This window comes from Streptomyces sp. WAC06614 (genome assembly GCF_003949795.1).
In the GTDB taxonomy this organism is placed as follows: domain Bacteria; phylum Actinomycetota; class Actinomycetes; order Streptomycetales; family Streptomycetaceae; genus Streptomyces.
The window spans coordinates 1-16,453 of the sequence record NZ_RPRY01000067.1 but is presented as its reverse complement, the minus strand read 5'-3'; the positions used below and the strand labels follow the sequence as shown (position 1 = coordinate 16,453).

14 protein-coding genes and 1 riboswitch are annotated in these 16,453 nt (G+C 73.0%); of the genes, 13 read left to right on the top strand and 1 reads right to left on the bottom strand.

Translation table 11 applies throughout. The annotated features are described in order from the left end of the window. Positions 1-56: 56 nt before the first annotated feature. From EF918_RS12115 to EF918_RS12070, 10 genes are all read left to right on the top strand, one after another. Positions 57-986, top strand: a complete 930-nt coding sequence (locus EF918_RS12115) for an ABC transporter permease (RefSeq protein WP_125644695.1) — start codon at positions 57-59, stop codon at positions 984-986. Then, positions 979-1,761 (top strand): ABC transporter ATP-binding protein, encoded by a 783-nt coding sequence (locus tag EF918_RS12110; protein ID WP_125644693.1) that lies wholly within the window; start codon positions 979-981, stop codon positions 1,759-1,761. The genes EF918_RS12115 and EF918_RS12110 overlap by 8 nt, the downstream gene beginning before the upstream one ends. Positions 1,762-2,076: 315 nt before the next feature. Then, on the top strand, positions 2,077-2,988 hold the full coding sequence (hpnC, locus tag EF918_RS12105) for a squalene synthase HpnC (RefSeq protein ID WP_125644691.1): 912 nt from the start codon (positions 2,077-2,079) through the stop codon (positions 2,986-2,988). Continuing rightward, positions 2,985-3,947, top strand: coding sequence for a presqualene diphosphate synthase HpnD (gene hpnD, locus EF918_RS12100; protein WP_125644689.1), 963 nt, complete (start codon positions 2,985-2,987; stop codon positions 3,945-3,947). Before hpnC ends, hpnD begins: the two co-directional genes overlap by 4 nt. Before the next feature lie 157 nt (positions 3,948-4,104). Further along, positions 4,105-5,481, top strand: coding sequence for a hydroxysqualene dehydroxylase HpnE (gene hpnE / locus EF918_RS12095; RefSeq protein ID WP_125644687.1), 1,377 nt, complete (start codon positions 4,105-4,107; stop codon positions 5,479-5,481). Next, positions 5,478-6,614 (top strand): polyprenyl synthetase family protein, encoded by a 1,137-nt coding sequence (locus tag EF918_RS12090; protein ID WP_185921711.1) that lies wholly within the window; start codon positions 5,478-5,480, stop codon positions 6,612-6,614. Before hpnE ends, EF918_RS12090 begins: the two co-directional genes overlap by 4 nt. Positions 6,615-6,757: 143 nt before the next feature. Next, on the top strand, positions 6,758-8,782 hold the full coding sequence (gene shc / locus EF918_RS12085) for a squalene--hopene cyclase (protein WP_125644683.1): 2,025 nt from the start codon (positions 6,758-6,760) through the stop codon (positions 8,780-8,782). Beyond that, on the top strand, positions 8,782-9,504 hold the full coding sequence (locus tag EF918_RS12080) for a 1-hydroxy-2-methyl-2-butenyl 4-diphosphate reductase (RefSeq protein WP_125644681.1): 723 nt from the start codon (positions 8,782-8,784) through the stop codon (positions 9,502-9,504). The genes shc and EF918_RS12080 overlap by 1 nt, the downstream gene beginning before the upstream one ends. 5 nt (positions 9,505-9,509) lie before the next feature. Then, positions 9,510-10,538, top strand: a complete 1,029-nt coding sequence (hpnH, locus tag EF918_RS12075) for an adenosyl-hopene transferase HpnH (protein WP_125644679.1) — start codon at positions 9,510-9,512, stop codon at positions 10,536-10,538. After that, a complete protein-coding gene (locus EF918_RS12070) occupies positions 10,535-11,917 on the top strand; it encodes an aspartate aminotransferase family protein (protein ID WP_125644677.1) in 1,383 nt (460 codons plus the stop codon). Before hpnH ends, EF918_RS12070 begins: the two co-directional genes overlap by 4 nt. An 81-nt stretch (positions 11,918-11,998) precedes the next feature. Here the strand turns inward: EF918_RS12070 and EF918_RS12065 are convergent, their stop codons facing one another. Next, on the bottom strand, positions 11,999-12,805 hold the full coding sequence (locus EF918_RS12065; protein ID WP_125644674.1) for a tyrosine-protein phosphatase: 807 nt from the start codon (positions 12,803-12,805) through the stop codon (positions 11,999-12,001). Between the two features lie 311 nt (positions 12,806-13,116). After that, a riboswitch (cyclic di-AMP (ydaO/yuaA leader) is annotated at positions 13,117-13,282 on the top strand. A 4-nt stretch (positions 13,283-13,286) separates the two neighbouring features. Here EF918_RS12065 and EF918_RS12060 point away from each other — a divergent pair. The 3 genes from EF918_RS12060 to EF918_RS12050 all read left to right on the top strand — a co-directional run bounded on the left by EF918_RS12060 (position 13,287) and on the right by EF918_RS12050 (position 16,414). Next, positions 13,287-14,252, top strand: coding sequence for a M23 family metallopeptidase (locus EF918_RS12060; RefSeq protein WP_125644672.1), 966 nt, complete (start codon positions 13,287-13,289; stop codon positions 14,250-14,252). A gap of 191 nt (positions 14,253-14,443) precedes the next feature. After that, on the top strand, positions 14,444-15,232 hold the full coding sequence (locus tag EF918_RS12055; protein ID WP_185921712.1) for an SGNH/GDSL hydrolase family protein: 789 nt from the start codon (positions 14,444-14,446) through the stop codon (positions 15,230-15,232). Between the two features lie 114 nt (positions 15,233-15,346). Further along, the gene (locus EF918_RS12050; RefSeq protein WP_125644670.1) at positions 15,347-16,414 is read left to right on the top strand and encodes an MBL fold metallo-hydrolase; all 1,068 of its coding nucleotides are present in this window, start codon (positions 15,347-15,349) and stop codon (positions 16,412-16,414) included. The last annotated feature ends 39 nt before the right edge of the window (positions 16,415-16,453 follow it).

Genomic DNA, 16,453 nt, shown 5'->3' with positions numbered 1-16,453 from the left:
GAGCACCGGGGCCCTTCCGCCCCTCCTGCCGCATCTTGAAGACGAAAGTTTCTCTTGTGAGTGACACAACCCACGACGGCGCCCTCGCCACGAGCACGCCGCCGTCCGCCGACGAGGGCCTGAGCCCCGCGGAGCTCGCCAAGAAGTACGGCCTGTCGGTGAGCGGTGCCCGGCCGAGCCTTCCCGAGTACGTGCGGCAGCTCTGGGGCCGGCGCCACTTCATCCTGGCGTTCTCCCGGGCCAAGCTGGTGGCCCAGTACAGCGAGGCCAAGCTCGGCCAGATCTGGCAGGTGGCGACCCCGCTGCTCAACGCGGTGGTCTACTGGCTGATCTTCGGCCTGATCCTCGGCGCGGGCCGCGAGATGCCCAAGGGCGTCTACGTGCCGTTCCTGATGATGGGCATCTTCGTCTTCACCTTCACCCAGAGCTCGCTGATGGCGGGCGTCCGGGCGATCTCCAGCAACCTCGGCCTGGTGCGCGCGCTGCACTTCCCCCGGGCCTCGCTGCCGGTGTCCTTCTCGCTCCAGCAGCTCCAGCAGCTGCTGTACTCGATGGTCGTCGTCTTCGTCATCGCGATCGCCTTCGGCAACTACCCCCAGCTGTCGTGGCTGCTGGTGATCCCGACCCTGGCCCTGCAGTTCGTGTTCAACACGGGCCTGGCGATGATCTTCGCGCGGCTCGGGTCCAAGACCCCGGACCTGGCGCAGCTGATGCCGTTCGTGATGCGCACCTGGATGTACGCCTCCGGCGTCATGTTCCCGATCGCGGCCTACCTCAAGGACCAGCCGGCCTGGATCAGCGACGTGCTGCTGTGGAACCCGATCGCGATCTACATGGACCTGGTGCGCTTCGCGCTCATCGACGACTACGCGGCCTCCAACCTGCCCCCGCACGTGTGGGCCTTCGCCGTGGGCTGGGCCGTGCTGACCGGCCTCGGCGGTTTCGTGTACTTCTGGAAGGCTGAGGAGCGTTACGGCCGTGGCTGACAACACCCAGGGGCGGATCCCCACCGTCATCGCGGACGACGTCCACATCGTCTACCGCGTCAACGCCGGTGGCGGCGGCAAGGGCAGCGCCACCGCCGCGCTGAGCAAGATAATCCGCCGCAAGGGCGACGGGCCCGGCGTCCGCCGGGTGCACGCCGTGCGCGGGGTCTCCTTCACCGCCTACCGGGGCGAGGCCATCGGGCTGATCGGCTCCAACGGCTCGGGCAAGTCCACCCTGCTGCGCGCCATCGCGGGCCTGCTGCCCTGCGAGTCCGGCAAGGTGTACACCGACGGCCAGCCCTCCCTGCTGGGCGTCAACGCCGCCCTGATGAACGATCTGACCGGCGAGCGCAACGTGATGCTCGGCGGGCTCGCGATGGGCATGACCCGCGAGCAGATCAAGGAGCGCTACCAGGACATCGTCGACTTCTCGGGCATCAACGAGAAGGGCGACTTCATCTCCCTGCCGATGCGCACCTACTCCTCCGGCATGGCCGCCCGTCTGCGGTTCTCGATCGCGGCCGCCAAGGACCACGACGTGCTGATGATCGACGAGGCCCTGGCCACCGGTGACCGCAAGTTCCAGATCCGCTCCGAGGAGCGCATCCGCGAACTGCGCAAGAAGGCCGGTACGGTCTTCCTGGTCAGCCACAGCAACAGCTCGATCCGCGACACCTGCGACCGGGTGCTGTGGCTGGAGAAGGGCGAACTGCTGATGGACGGACCGACCGAGGAGGTCGTGTCCGCCTACGAGAAGGAGACCGGCGGCCACTGACACCGGCCCGGCCCCGGCCGACCCGGCCCCCACCGCACGCCTGCGGCGGGGGCCTCGTCGTGCGGCGCGGGGGCCGTTCGTCGTCCGGCGCGCGACATCCCGTCACGGGGTGTACACCCGGGCGGGGCCGTCGGCGTTGTACAACGTAAGCTGGACCGGTCCTCAATCGAGCCATCTGCGGACGAAAACTCCGGCGGCGTGTCCGAAATGGGATGTATTGGGTCGGCAGTGTAGAACGGGAGATGTGACGGCAATGGCTACGGGAAACCTCCGGCCCCCAGGCGGACCGGCCGTCCCCGCCCCGGGCGGCGGGCGGTGAGCCCCGGGTCCGGCACCCGGCCCGACGCCCCCGCGCGCGCCACCCTCGACAAGGCCACCGCCGAGAACTTCCCCGTCGCCCCGGCCTTCCTGCCCCGCGCCTGGCGCGACGACCTCATGGCCGTCTACGGGTACGCCCGCCTGGTCGACGACATCGGTGACGGCGACCTCGCCCCCGGCGGCCACGACGCCGCCCTCCTCGGCGTGCCCCCGGAGGCGGCCGGGGACCGGCTCGCGCTGCTCGACGCCTTCGAGGCCGACCTCGGACGCGTCTTCGACGGCACCCCACGCCACCCCCTGCTCCAGGCCCTGCGGCCCGTCGTCCGCCGGCACGCGCTGACCCCCGGGCCCTTCCTCGGACTGATCGCGGCCAACCGCCAGGACCAGCAGGTCAGCCGCTACGAGACCTACGAGGACCTGCTCGCCTACTGCGAGCTGTCCGCCAACCCCGTCGGCCGCCTCGTGCTGTCCATCACCGGCACCAGCACCCCCGAGCGGGTCCGCCGCTCCGACATGATCTGCACCGCCCTGCAGATCGTCGAACACCTCCAGGACGTCACCGAGGACCTCGCCCGCGACCGCGTCTACCTCCCCGCCGAGGACATGCGCCGCTTCCATGTCACCGAGGCCGACCTCAAGGCCCCGTCCGCCGGCGCGTCCGTCCGCGCGCTGATCGCCTTCGAGGCCGCGCGCGCCCGCACCCTGCTCGACGAGGGCACCCCCCTCGTCACCAGCGTGCACGGCAGGCTCCGCCTGCTCCTCGCCGGATTCGTGGGAGGAGGGCGCGCCGCCCTGGCCGCCGTCGCGGCCGCCGGTTTCGACGTCGCCCCCGGACCGCCCAAGCCCACCAGGACCGGCCTGCTCCGCGAGGCGGCCGCCGTTCTGCGCCCAACGCCGAGAAAGGGGTGAGCCCGACCGTGGAGGGCCTTCACCACGCGTCCGCACCGGTACTCGCCGCCTACAGCTACTGCGAGGCCGTCACCGGCGCACAGGCGCGCAACTTCGCCTACGGCATCCGGCTGCTGCCCACCGACAAGCGCCAGGCCATGTCGGCGCTGTATGCCTTCTCCCGGCGGGTCGACGACATCGGCGACGGCACCCTCGCCCCCGAGGCCAAGCTCGCCCGGCTGGAGGAGACCCGGGCGCTGCTCGGCCGGATCCGCGCGGGCGAGGTCGAGGAGGACGACACCGACCCCGTCGCCGTCGCCCTCACCCATGCCGCCCGCCGCTTCCCCATCCCCCTCGAAGGGCTCGACGAGCTGATCGACGGGGTCCTGATGGACGTCCGCGGCGCCACCTACGAGACCTGGGACGACCTGAAGGTCTACTGCCGCTGCGTGGCCGGCGCCATCGGCCGGCTCTCCCTCGGCGTGTTCGGCACCGTACGCACGTCGGGCCTCGACGCCCACGACGCCGCCCGGGCCCCCGAGTACGCCGACACCCTCGGCCTTGCCCTGCAGCTCACCAACATCCTGCGCGACGTCCGCGAGGACGCCGCCAACGGCCGCACCTACCTGCCCGCCGAGGACCTCGCCAAGTTCGGCTGCTCCGACGGCTTCCACAGCGACCGCGCCCCCGCCGGCGCCGACTTCGCCGGCCTCGTCCACCACGAGGTCCGGCGCGCCCGGGCGCTGTTCGTCGAGGGCTACCGGCTGCTGCCGATGCTCGACCGGCGCAGCGGCGCGTGCGTGGCCGCCATGGCGGGCATCTACCGCCGCCTGCTCGACCGGATCGAGCGCGAGCCGGAGGCCGTCCTGCGCGGCCGGGTGTCCCTGCCGGTACGGGAGAAGGCCTACGTCGCCGTCCGCGGCCTGTCCGGCCTGGACGCCCGGACCGTCTCGCGGACCACGAGGAGGCGGAGCCTGTGAGCGTGCGGCGGGCGCCGGCCGGCGCCGAGGCAACCCGAACCCTGCGACCTGCGTCTTCGCCCGCGGGCCGGACGGCCGGCGCGAGCGCGCCGGCACGCCGTACCGACCCGGCGGCCGGCCCGGCCGTGGCCACCGGCACCGCAGCGGGGGAGGACGCATGAGCACGCAGCAGACCGCCGTCGTCGTCGGCGGGGGGCTCGCGGGCGTGACCGCCGCCCTCGAACTCGCCGACGCCGGGCTGCGGGTCACCCTCCTCGAAGGACGCCCGAGGCTGGGCGGGCTCGCGTTCTCCTTCAAGCGCGGCGACCTCACCGTCGACAACGGCCAGCACGTCTACCTGCGCTGCTGCACCGCCTACCGGTGGTTCCTCGACCGGATCGACGGTGCCGCCCTCGCCCCGCTCCAGGACCGGCTCGACGTGCCCGTCCTCGACGTCGCCCACCCCCGCGGACCGCGCCTGGGCCGGCTGCGCCGCACCGCGCTGCCCGTACCGCTGCACCTGGCCGGCTCCCTGGCCCGCTACCCGCACCTGTCCCTGGCCGAACGGGCCTCCGTCGGACGCGCCGCGCTCGCCCTGCGCAAGCTCGACCCGGCCGACCCGGCGCTGGACGGGCTCGACTTCGCGACCTGGCTGGCCCGCTACGGCCAGTCCGACCGCACCGTCGAGGCCCTGTGGGACCTCGTCGGCATCGCCACCCTCAACGCCACCGCCGCACACTCCTCCCTCGGCCTGGCCGCCATGGTCTTCCGTACCGGCCTGCTCTCCGAGGCCGGCGCCGCCGACATCGGCTGGGCCCGGGTCCCGCTCGGCGACCTGCACGACACCCTCGCCCGCAAGGCCCTGGACGCCGCCGGCGTCGACGTCCGGCTGCGCACCCGCGTCACCGCCCTCTCCCGCAACGCCGGGTCCGGCTGGCGCGTCGACACCGAGGACGAGCCACTGACCGCCGGCACCGTCGTGCTCGCCGTACCGCAGCGCGAGGCCCACGGGCTGCTGCCGTACGGCGCCCTCACCGACCCCGACCGGCTGCTCGACATCGCCACCGCGCCCATCCTCAACGTCCACGTGGTCTACGACCGCAAGGTGCTCCGGCAGCCCTTCTTCGCGGCGCTCGGCACCCCCGTGCAGTGGGTGTTCGACCGCACCGACGCCTCCGGGCTCGGCGACGGGGGCCAGTACCTGGCCCTGTCCCAGTCCGCCGCGCAGGACGACATCGACGAGCCGGTCTCCGTCCTGCGCAGCAAGTACCTGCCGGAGCTGGAGCGGCTGCTGCCCGCCGCGCGCGGGGCCAAGGTGCGCGACTTCTTCGTCACCCGGGAGCGGACGGCCACGTTCGCCCCCGCCCCCGGCGTCGGCCGGCTCCGCCCGGGGCCCCGTACCGACGCGCCCGGGCTCTACCTCGCCGGTGCGTGGACCGCCACCGGCTGGCCCGCGACCATGGAGAGCGCCGTCCGTAGCGGCGTCGGCGCGGCACACGCCGCCCTCGCCGCGCTCGGCCGCCACCGCGAGAACCCGCTTCAGGAGGCGGCATGACCATCACCAGCACCACCACAGCACGCACAGGAACCAGAGGAGAGCCAGTGAACCCGGGGAACCCGGCTGCCGAGGACGCGGCGCGCACGGCAGGCGCCGGCACGGCGGACACGCTCGCGCTCCTGGAGCGCGGCCGTACGCTGTCGACCCCCGTGCTCCGGGCGGCCGTCGACCGGCTCGCACCGCCCATGGACACCGTCGCCGCCTACCACTTCGGCTGGATCGACGCCCAGGGCAACCCCGCCGACGGCGACGGCGGCAAGGCCGTCCGCCCGGCGCTCGCACTGCTCTCCGCCGAGGCCGCCGGCGCCCCCGCCGAGGTCGGCATCCCCGGCGCGGTCGCGGTGGAACTCGTGCACAACTTCTCGCTGCTGCACGACGACCTGATGGACGGCGACGAGCAGCGCCGCCACCGCGACACCGTGTGGAAGGTGCACGGCCCGGCCCAGGCCATCCTGGTCGGCGACGCGCTGTTCGCGCTGGCCAACGAGATCCTCCTGGAGCTCGGCACCGTCGAGGCCGGCCGCGCCACCCGCCGCCTGACCACCGCCAGCCGCAAGCTCATCGACGGGCAGGCCCAGGACATCTCCTACGAGCACCGCGAGCGCGTCAGCGTCGAGGAGTGCCTGGAGATGGAGGGCAACAAGACCGGCGCACTGCTGGCCTGCGCCGTCTCCATCGGCGCCGTCCTCGGCGGCGCGGACGACCGCACCGCCGACAAGCTGGAGGAGTACGGCTACCACCTGGGCCTCGCCTTCCAGGCCGTCGACGACCTGCTCGGCATCTGGGGCGACCCGGAGTCCACCGGCAAGCAGACCTGGAGCGACCTGCGCCAGCGCAAGAAGTCCCTGCCCGTGGTCGCCGCCCTCGCGGCCGGCGGCGCGGCCTCCGAGGAGCTCGCCGAGCTCCTCGCCGCCGACGCCAAGAGCAGCGACTTCGAGAACTTCTCGGAGGCCGAGTTCGCCCACCGCGCCGCCCTCATCGAGAAGGCCGGCGGCCGCCGGTGGACCGAGGACGAGGCGCGCCGCCAGCACGCCGTCGCCGTGAAGGCGCTGGACGAGGTGGAGATGCCCCAGCGGGTGCGCGAGGCGCTGGTCGCCCTCGCCGACTTCGTCGTAGTCCGCAAGAAGTGACCGCCGCCGCCCGCACGCGCCGGTGGATATGACGCGCGAGTCGCCGACCGGAGGCGCCGCACGCTGACGCGCGCGGCGGCCCGGCCGACGGCAGACCCCAGCACAGCAGAGGTATGAGGTATCGACTGCACAAAGGGGAAGCCATGACAGCGACGACCGACGACGGCGGAACCTGCGGCGCCGACGCGGTGAGCGGGCCGGACGCGGCGGCCAGGGGCCCGGTGGCGCGCGCCGCCGCCGAGGCCGCCGCGCGGGCGCGGGACCACCTGCTGGGCCGGCAGGACGCCGAGGGCTGGTGGAAGGGCGTCCTGGAGACCAACGTCACCATGGACGCCGAGGACCTCCTGCTGCGGCAGTTCCTCGGCATCCGCGACGAGGCCACCACCCACGCCGCCGCCCTGTTCATCCGCGGCGAGCAGCGCGAGGACGGCACCTGGGCCACCTTCCACGGCGGCCCGCCCGACCTCTCCGCCACCGTCGAGGCCTACGTCGCCTTGCGCCTGGCCGGGGACGCGCCCGACGCCCCGCACATGGCCCGGGCCTCCGCCTGGATCCGCGCCCACGGCGGGCTCGCCGCCGCCCGCGTGTTCACCCGGATCTGGCTGGCCCTGTTCGGCTGGTGGAGCTGGGACCGGCTGCCCGAACTCCCGCCGGAGCTGCTCTTCCTGCCGTCCTGGGTGCCGCTGAACATCTACGACTTCGGCTGCTGGGCCCGGCAGACCATCGTGCCGCTGACCGTGGTCTCCGCCCACCGCCCGGTGCGGCCCGCCCCCTTCGCCCTGGACGAGCTGCACACCGACGCGCGTGACCCCTACCCCACCAAGCCCCTCGCCCCGGCGCTCAGTTGGGAGGGGGCCTTCCAGCGGATGGACAAGGGCCTGCACCTGTACCGCAGGTTCGCCCCGCGCGGGCTGCGCCGGGCCGCCATGAACAGCGCCGCCCGCTGGATCGTCGAACGCCAGGAGAACGACGGCTGCTGGGGCGGCATCCAGCCGCCCGCCGTCTACTCGGTCATCGCCCTGCACCTGCTCGGCTACGACCTCGAACACCCCGTGATGCGGGCCGGACTGGAGTCGCTGGACCGGTTCGCCGTGTGGCGCGCGGACGGCGCCCGGATGATCGAGGCCTGCCAGTCCCCGGTCTGGGACACCTGCCTGGCCGTGATCGCGCTCGCCGACGCGGGCGTCCCCGCCGACCATCCCGCGCTGGTGCGGGCCGCGGACTGGATGCTCGGCGAGGAGGTCGTCCGGCGCGGCGACTGGGCGGTGCGCCGGCCCCGACTCGCCCCCGGCGGCTGGGCGTTCGAGTTCCACAACGACAACTACCCCGACATCGACGACACCGCAGAGGTGGTGCTCGCGCTGCGCCGGGTCCGCCACCCCGATCCGGTCCGGGTGGACGCGGCCGTGGCGCGCGGGGTGTCGTGGAGCCTGGGCATGCAGTCCCGCAACGGGGCGTGGGGCGCCTTCGACGCCGACAACACCAGCCCGTTGCCCAACCTGCTGCCGTTCTGCGACTTCGGGGAGGTCATCGACCCGCCGTCGGCCGATGTCACCGCGCACATGGTGGAGATGCTCGCCGGGGAGGGCCGGGCCGGTGACCCCCGGACCCTGCGCGGCATCGCCTGGCTGCTCGCCGAACAGGAGGCGGACGGTTCCTGGTTCGGCCGCTGGGGCACCAACTACATCTACGGGACCGGGTCGGTGGTCCCCGCGCTGACCGCGGCCGGGCTCTCCGCCGCGCATCCGGCGGTGCGGCGGGCCGTGGCCTGGCTGGAGTCCGTACAGAACCCGGACGGGGGCTGGGGCGAGGACCAGCGCTCGTACCGGGACCGGGCCTGGGCCGGCAAGGGCGAGTCCACCGCCTCGCAGACCGCCTGGGCGCTGCTGGCCCTGCTGGCGGCGGGGGAGCGGGAGAGCGAGGTCGTCGAGCGGGGCATCGGCTTCCTGGCCGGCACCCAGCTGCCCGACGGCTCCTGGGAGGAGCCGCACTTCACCGGCACCGGCTTCCCCTGGGACTTCTCCATCAACTACCACCTGTACCGGCAGGTGTTCCCGCTCACCGCCCTCGGCCGCTACGTCCACGGCGAGCCCCGGCTCGGCCCCCGGCCGGCCCCCGGCCCGGCCACGGCGACCGTGCCCCCCGCGGCCTCGGGGGGCAGGTCCTGATGGGCGCCGCCGAAGGCGGGCCGTCAGGCGGGTCGTCCGCGCTGCTGGTGGCCTGTGCGCTCGGCATCGAACGGCTCGCCCTGGGCGGCGGCCGCGATCGGGCCCGGGACAAGGGCCGGGACGGCGGCAGGGACCGGGACGTGGAGCGGACCGGGGCGCCCGGCCCCGTCCGGGTCCTGCGGACCGGGATGGGCCCGCGCGCGGCGGACCGTGCCGTGGCCGCGGCCCTGGCCGACCCGCGGCTGGGCGGGGCCGCGGTGGTGGCCACCGGGTTCTGCGCCGGGCTGGTCCCCGGCATGCACCCGGGCGACCTGGTCGTCGCCGAGCGGACCCGCGACCCCCGCGGCACCGTGACCTGCTCCGCCGCGGGCCCGCTCGCCGCGGCCCTGGCCCGGGCCCTGCCCGGGCGGACCGTCCACACCGGTCTGCTGACCGGCGCCGACCACGTGGTGCGCGGCCCCGAGCGGGCCGCCCTGCGGGCCACCGGGGCCATCGCCGTCGACATGGAGTCGGCGGCCACCCTCTGGACCGCCGCCCGGATCCCGATGGCCACGGCCGGACGCCGCCCGGTTGCCGCCGTCCGGGTGATCGTGGACGCCCCGGAGCACGAGCTCGTCCGTATCGGTACGGTCCGCGGTGGAATATCGGCCTTCCGCGTACTGCGTGCCGTACTGCCGGCTTTTCATGACTGGCACCGTTCTTTGCCGCTCCCCCGGAGGTGAGCCAGATGGCCATGCCGCTGCGACAGTCCATCAGGGTCGGGACCTATCTGTTCGAACAGAAGCTCCGCAAGCGCGACAAGTTCCCGCTCATCGTCGAGCTGGAACCGCTCTACGCCTGCAACCTGAAGTGCGAGGGGTGCGGGAAGATCCAGCACCCCGCCGGGGTCCTCAAGCAGCGCATGCCCGTCGCGCAGGCGGTGGGGGCGGTCCTGGAGTCGGGTGCGCCGATGGTGTCCATCGCCGGCGGCGAACCGCTGATGCACCCGCAGATCCACGAGATCGTGCGGCAGTTGGTGGCCCGGCGCAAGTACGTCTTCCTGTGCACCAACGCCCTGCTGCTGCGCAAGAAGATCGCCGACTTCACCCCTTCGCCCTACTTCGCGTTCGCCGTGCACATCGACGGGCTGCGCGAGCGGCACGACGAGTCGGTGGCGAAGGAGGGCGTCTTCGACGAGGCGGTGGCCGCCATCAAGGAGGCCAAGCGGCGCGGCTTCCGGGTGACCACCAACTCCACCTTCTTCAACACCGACACCCCGCAGACCGTCATCGAGGTGCTCAATTACCTCAACGACGACCTCCAGGTCGACGAGATGATGATCTCGCCGGCCTATGCGTACGAAAAGGCCCCCGACCAGGAACACTTCCTCGGCGTCGAACAGACCCGGGATCTCTTCCGCAAGGCGTTCGCCGGCGGCAACCGGCGCCGCTGGCGCCTGAACCACTCGCCGCTCTTCCTCGATTTCCTCGAAGGAAAGGCGGATTTCCCCTGCACCGCCTGGGCCATTCCGAATTACTCGCTCTTCGGCTGGCAGCGCCCCTGCTACCTGATGAGCGACGGCTACGTGCCCACCTACCGGGAACTCGTCGAGGACACGGACTGGAGCACGTACGGCCGCGGCAAGGACCCGCGCTGCGCCAATTGCATGGCGCACTGCGGCTACGAACCCACCGCCGTGCTCGCCACCATGGGCTCGCTCAAGGAATCGCTGCGCGCGGCCCGCGAGACCGTCTCGGGGAACCGGGAGCGGCGGTGACCGGTTTCGACCTGCGCGCCCTGCTGGCCGAGCGGGGCGCGGAGCGCTACGAGCTGCACACCCGGCACCTCAACCACCAACTGCCCCGGATGCTGCACACGCTCGGCTTCGACAAGGTCTACGTGCGGGCCGAGGGCGCCCACTTCTGGGACGCCGAGGGCCACGACTACCTCGACATGCTGGCCGGCTTCGGGGTGATGGGCCTCGGCCGCCACCACCCCGTCGTCCGCCAGGCCCTGCACGACGTCCTCGACGCCCAGCTCGCCGACCTCACCCGGTTCGACTGCCAGCCGCTGCCCGGGCTGCTGGCCGAGCGGCTGCTCGCGCACAGCCCGCACCTGGACCGGGTCTTCTTCGGCAACAGCGGTACCGAGGCGGTGGAGACCGCGCTGAAGTTCGCCCGCTACGCCACCGGCCGCCCCAGGATCCTCTACTGCGACCACGCCTTCCACGGCCTGACCGTCGGCTCCCTGTCGGTCAACGGCGAGGGCGGTTTCCGCGACGGGTTCGCCCCGCTGCTGCCCGACACCCGGGTCCCCCTCGGCGACCTCGCGGCGCTGGAACGGGAGCTCGCCCGCGGCGACGTGGCCGGATTCGTCGTCGAGCCGATCCAGGGCAAGGGCGTGCACGAGGCTCCGCCCGGCTTCCTGCGCGCCGCGCAGGACCTGCTGCACCGGCACAAGGCCCTGCTGATCGCCGACGAGGTGCAGACCGGACTGGGACGGACCGGAACGTTCTACGCGTACCAGTACGAGGAGGGCGTGGAGCCGGACCTGGTCTGCGTGGCCAAGGCCCTCTCGGGCGGGTACGTACCGGTCGGCGCCACCCTCGGCAAGGACTGGATCTTCAAGAAGGTCTACTCGTCCATGGACCGGGTGCTGGTCCACTCGGCGAGCTTCGGGTCCAACGCGCAGGCGATGGCGGCCGGGCTCGCCGTGCTCGCGGTGATGGAGGACGAGGCGCTGGTGGCCCGGGCCCGGACCCTGGGCGACCTGCTGCGCGGCCGGCTGGCCGCGCTGGTGGGGGAGTACGAGCTGCTGCACGCGGTGCGCGGGCGCGGGCTGATGATCGGCATCGAGTTCGGCCGGCCGTCCTCGCTCGGGCTGCGCAGCCGGTGGAGCATGCTCCAGGCTGCCCGAAAGGGGCTGTTCGCCCAGATGGTGGTGGTACCGCTGCTGCAGAAGCACCGGATCCTCACCCAGGTCTCCGGCGACCACCTGGAGGTCATCAAGCTCATCCCGCCGCTGGTGCTCGACGAGGCGGACGTGGACCGGTTCGTCACCGCCTTCCGTGCGGTCATGGACGACGCGCACGGGGGCGGCGGACTGATGTGGGAGTTCGGCCGGACCCTGGTGAAGCAGGCCGTCGTCAACCGCTGACCGGCCGCCGCTGATGGACCACCGCTGCGACCGCGGCTTCTTCCGACCGGCCGTCGCCGCCGACGGCCGGTGGGCGGAGCGTCAGTCGAGCAGGCGGTCCCGCAGGCGGGCGAGGGTCTCGGGGGAGAGCCCGAGGCCCTCGGCCAGGTACGCGTCCACGCCGCCCCAGGTCTCCTCCAGCGCGTCGAAGGCCGCGGTCAGGTACGCGGCGCGGGCGTCGAACAGCGGCGCCAGCAGCTCCATGACCTCGGGCGAGCGGGCCTCGGCCGCGTCGCCGTTGCGGTGCACCCGGTAGCGGCGGTGCGGTGCGTTGGACTCCAGGTAGTCCGCCACGATCGCGTCCCGCTCGACGCCCAGCGCCAGCAGCGTGACCGCGATCGACAGTCCGGCCCGGTCCTTGCCGGCCGCGCAGTGCATCAGGGCGGGCACGCTGTCCTCGGCGAGCGCGTGCAGCACCCGGCTGTGCTCGGTGGTGCGGGTGGTGATGATCTGCCGGTAGGAGTGGGCCATCCGGTCCGCGGCCCGGCCCTCGCCGAGCAGCTCGCGGAGCTGGTCGAGGTTCCCGTCGCGCACCATGCGCCAGAATTCCTTGCCGTCCGCCGGGTCGGACAGCGGAATGTTCACGTTCCGTACGCCGGGAAGTTCCACGTCGGGTCCTTCGAGGGCGTGGTCGGCGGCATTGCGGAAGTCGAAGACGGTGTGCAGCCCGAGCGAGGCGAGGAACTCTGCATCGGTTTCGGTGGCATGCGCCAGATGTCCGCTTCGGAACAGTCGTCCCGAACTGACCCGCCGGCCGTCCGTGGTCGGCAGGCCGCCGACGTCACGGAAGTTGCGCACGCCGGTCAGCTCCGGCTCCACCGACGGGGTTTGAGGTATCTGCTGGGTCACCGGATGTCCTCCGTATCGTCGGTGATGTCCGAATTTGGGACACTTGGCCACAACTTGCCGTCAGGGGACGGGAGATCGCACCCCGCCCCGTGATTCAGATCATACGGTGACGGTGCGTGCCTGATCGCCGCGCCCGAATTCCCCTGCGGGAACGGCTGTTGCTCCACCGGAATAGACGCAGGGTGACGGGAATTCCGTTGATCCCTCACCTCCGGGAATCCACGGGGTAATTCGCAGCTTGTTCCGTGCGGCTTCGCTGGATTACGTTCGCCCCGATCCGGACGGACCGCCCAATCCTGCCGACCGTTCGGGAAACGCAATCGACCATTCATGCGTGCGGCAGGAGCGGGGGAACCAGGTACGCCGCCGATTCGGATCTTCGGGTCCGGACGGCTAGGGGTGAAGCCGCGTCGCGACGCGGCCGGACATCTCCCGTCCGAACCCGACAGCTCACCTCGCAGGCGCCGGAGAGGAATTCGCCATGGCCGCAAAGGGTAAGCACCGCCGCCCCAAGTCCAGCCCGATCTTCCGCGGCTTCGCCGTCGCCGGCACCTCGGGCGCGGCGCTGGCGCTGCCGCTCCTGGGCGCCGCGACCGCCCACGCGGCCCCCGCCCCGGCCGCCGCCCAGGCCGCGGTCGTGGGCGATCACCGACAGGCAGTCGCCGGGCGCCACGGTGTAGAAGGACGGGACCGCGGCCTGGGCGGCGGCTGGGAGCAGCTCTACGCCGACAACCGCGAGGCCGTCGGCGACGACCCCGACCTCATCCACCCGGGCCTGCGGCTGAACCTGGGCGGCGCCGCGGCCGGGGAGTCCACCGCACCGGAGGCCGGGGCCTCCGCGCGGAAGAGCCGGGCGGCGGAGAGCGGAGCCGAGGAGGCGGGCCGGTCCTCCGCGGACCGACCGGGCTCCGCCTCCGCCGCCGGAACCACCTCGCGCAAGGCTTCCCGGCCGGCCGCCCCCGCGTCGGACACGGCCTCGCGCGCGGCCTCGTCCGGCGCCGCCGCGTCGGGCGCCGGCAAGCAGGCGGGCACCGTCTCCGCGGGCGGCTTCGTGGCCCCGGTCCCCGGCGGGATCTCGACCGCGTACCACGCCGCCGGAGCCATGTGGTCCAGCGGTTACCACACCGGCGTCGACTTCATCGCCTCCTCCGGCACCTCCGTCAAGGCGGTCGGCGCGGGCACCGTCGTCACCGCCGGCTGGGGCGGCGCTTACGGCAACGAGGTGGTCATCCGGCACGCCGACGGCCACTACTCCCAGTACGGCCACCTCTCCCAGCTCTCCGTCTCCGTCGGCCAGACCGTCAGCGCCGGCCAGCAGATCGGCCTGTCCGGCTCCACCGGCAACTCCACCGGTCCGCACCTGCACTTCGAGATCCGCACGGGCGCCGGCTACGGCTCCGACGTCGACCCGCTCGCCTACCTCCGCTCCAAGGGCGTGAGCATCTGACCCGTCCGGGAACGGGCGAGGGACGGCGTGAGGCCAGGACCCGAGGGGGGTCCTGGCCTCACGCGCTGTTATTCCGCCCTGATCGGGTGGTATAGATCACGGTCCGTCAACCCCTTCCTACGGTGGCGTAGGTCACGTCACGAGGTGAAGGATGTGATCCCGTGGCAGCGACAACGACGACGACAACGACGATCAGTACTTCGACCCTGACGACCCCCCTCTCCGTGGGCTCCTACGCGGCGATCGGCGACAGTTTCACCGAGGGCGTCGGCGACCCCGGTCCCGGCGACGCCTTCATCGGCTGGGCCGACCGGCTCGCCGTACTGCTGGCCGACCAGCGCGAGGAGCACGACTTCCGGTACGCCAACCTCGCCGTGCGCGGCCGGCTGCTGGACCAGATCGTGGCCGAGCAGGTGCCGCGCGCCAAGGAGCTCGCCCCCGACCTCGTCACCTTCTGCGCCGGCGGCAACGACATCATCCGCCCCGGCAGCGACCCCGACGCCGTGGCCGAGCGGTACGAGGCCGCCGTCGCCGACCTCGTGAACTCCGTCGGCAAGGTCATGATCACCACGGGCTTCGACACCCGCGGCGTCCCGGTCCTCAAGCACCTGCGCGGCAAGGTCGCCACCTATTCGGCGCACGTCCGGGCCATCGCCGACCGCTACGACTGCCCGGTCCTGGACCTGTGGTCCCTGAGGTCCGTCCAGGACCGCCGGGCCTGGGACGACGACCGGCTGCACCTGTCGCCCGAGGGCCACACCCGGGTCGCGCTGCGCGCCGCCCAGGTCCTGGGCCTGGAGGTCCCCACCGACCCCGACCAGCCCTGGCCCCCGCAGCAGCCGCGCGGCTCCGCCGAGGTCACCCGGGACAACATCCAGTGGGCCCGCGAACACCTCGTGCCCTGGATCGGCCGCCGGCTGCGCGGCGAGTCCTCCGGGGACCACGTCGAGGCCAAGCGCCCGGACCTGCTGCCGCTGTAACGGAATCCTGGCGGCCCGGTACGCGTTGGGAACGACGTAGAAACGTACCGGCACCGGTACGGCCGTACCGATCGGCCGTACCGGTCCGCACCACCCCACCTCCCAGGAGGCGCCTTGTCCGGCTCCCGTCCCCTGCGTCCTCGGCTGCGCGAGCTGCGGCCCGAAGCCTTCGGCGCGGACCCGTCCGGCGCCCGCCTGGAGCGGATCCGGCGCTCGCCGAACTTCGCGGACGGCGTCTTCCAGAACCCGGTGGGCGCCCGGACCAGGCCCTCCGGCTCCACCCGCGAGTTCGCCAAGATCTACTTCCACAAGGAGCAGCGCCGGCGGCGCAGCCCCGCCGCCGCGATCCCCGTCCACCCCACCACCCTGGCCGACATCGCCCGGCCTCCGGCCTCCGGCCTGCGGCTGACCTGGATGGGGCACTCCAGCGTGCTCGCGGAGATCGACGGCCGCCGGGTCCTGTTCGACCCGGTCTGGGGTGAGCGGTGCTCCCCCTTCCCCTTCGCCGGCCCCAAGCGCCTGCACCCCGTCCCGGTGCCCCTGGCCGCGCTGGGCCCGGTCGACGTGGTGGTCATCTCGCACGACCACTACGACCACCTGGACCTGCCCACGATCAAGGCCCTGGCCGGTACGGACACGGTCTTCGCGGTCCCGCTGGGCGTGGGCGCCCACCTGGAGCGCTGGGGCGTCCCCGCGGACCGGCTGCGCGAGCTGGACTGGAACGAGTCCACCAAGATCGCGGGCCTGACCCTCACCGCCACCCCGGCCCGCCACTTCTGCGGTCGCGGCCTGCGCAACCAGCAGCACACCCTGTGGGCCTCCTGGGTCGTCGCCGGCGACGCGCACCGCATCTTCCACAGCGGCGACACCGGCTACTTCCCGGGCTTCCGGGACATCGGGGCCGAGCACGGCCCGTTCGACGCGACCATGATCCAGATCGGCGCGTACTCGGAGTACTGGCCCGACATCCACATGACCCCCGAGGAAGGCCTCCAGGCCCACCTCGACCTGCAAGGATCCCAGCCGCACGGCGTCCTGCTCCCGATCCACTGGGGCACCTTCAACCTCGCCCTCCACCCCTGGGCGGAGCCGGGCGAATGGACCCTCGACGCCGCCCGGGACGCTGCCCAGCCGGTGGCCGTCCCCCGCCCGGCTCCGCCCAGGGGTGGAGGGCGAGGTTGAAGGTGCCCCAGTGGATCGGGAGCAGGACGCCGTGCGGCT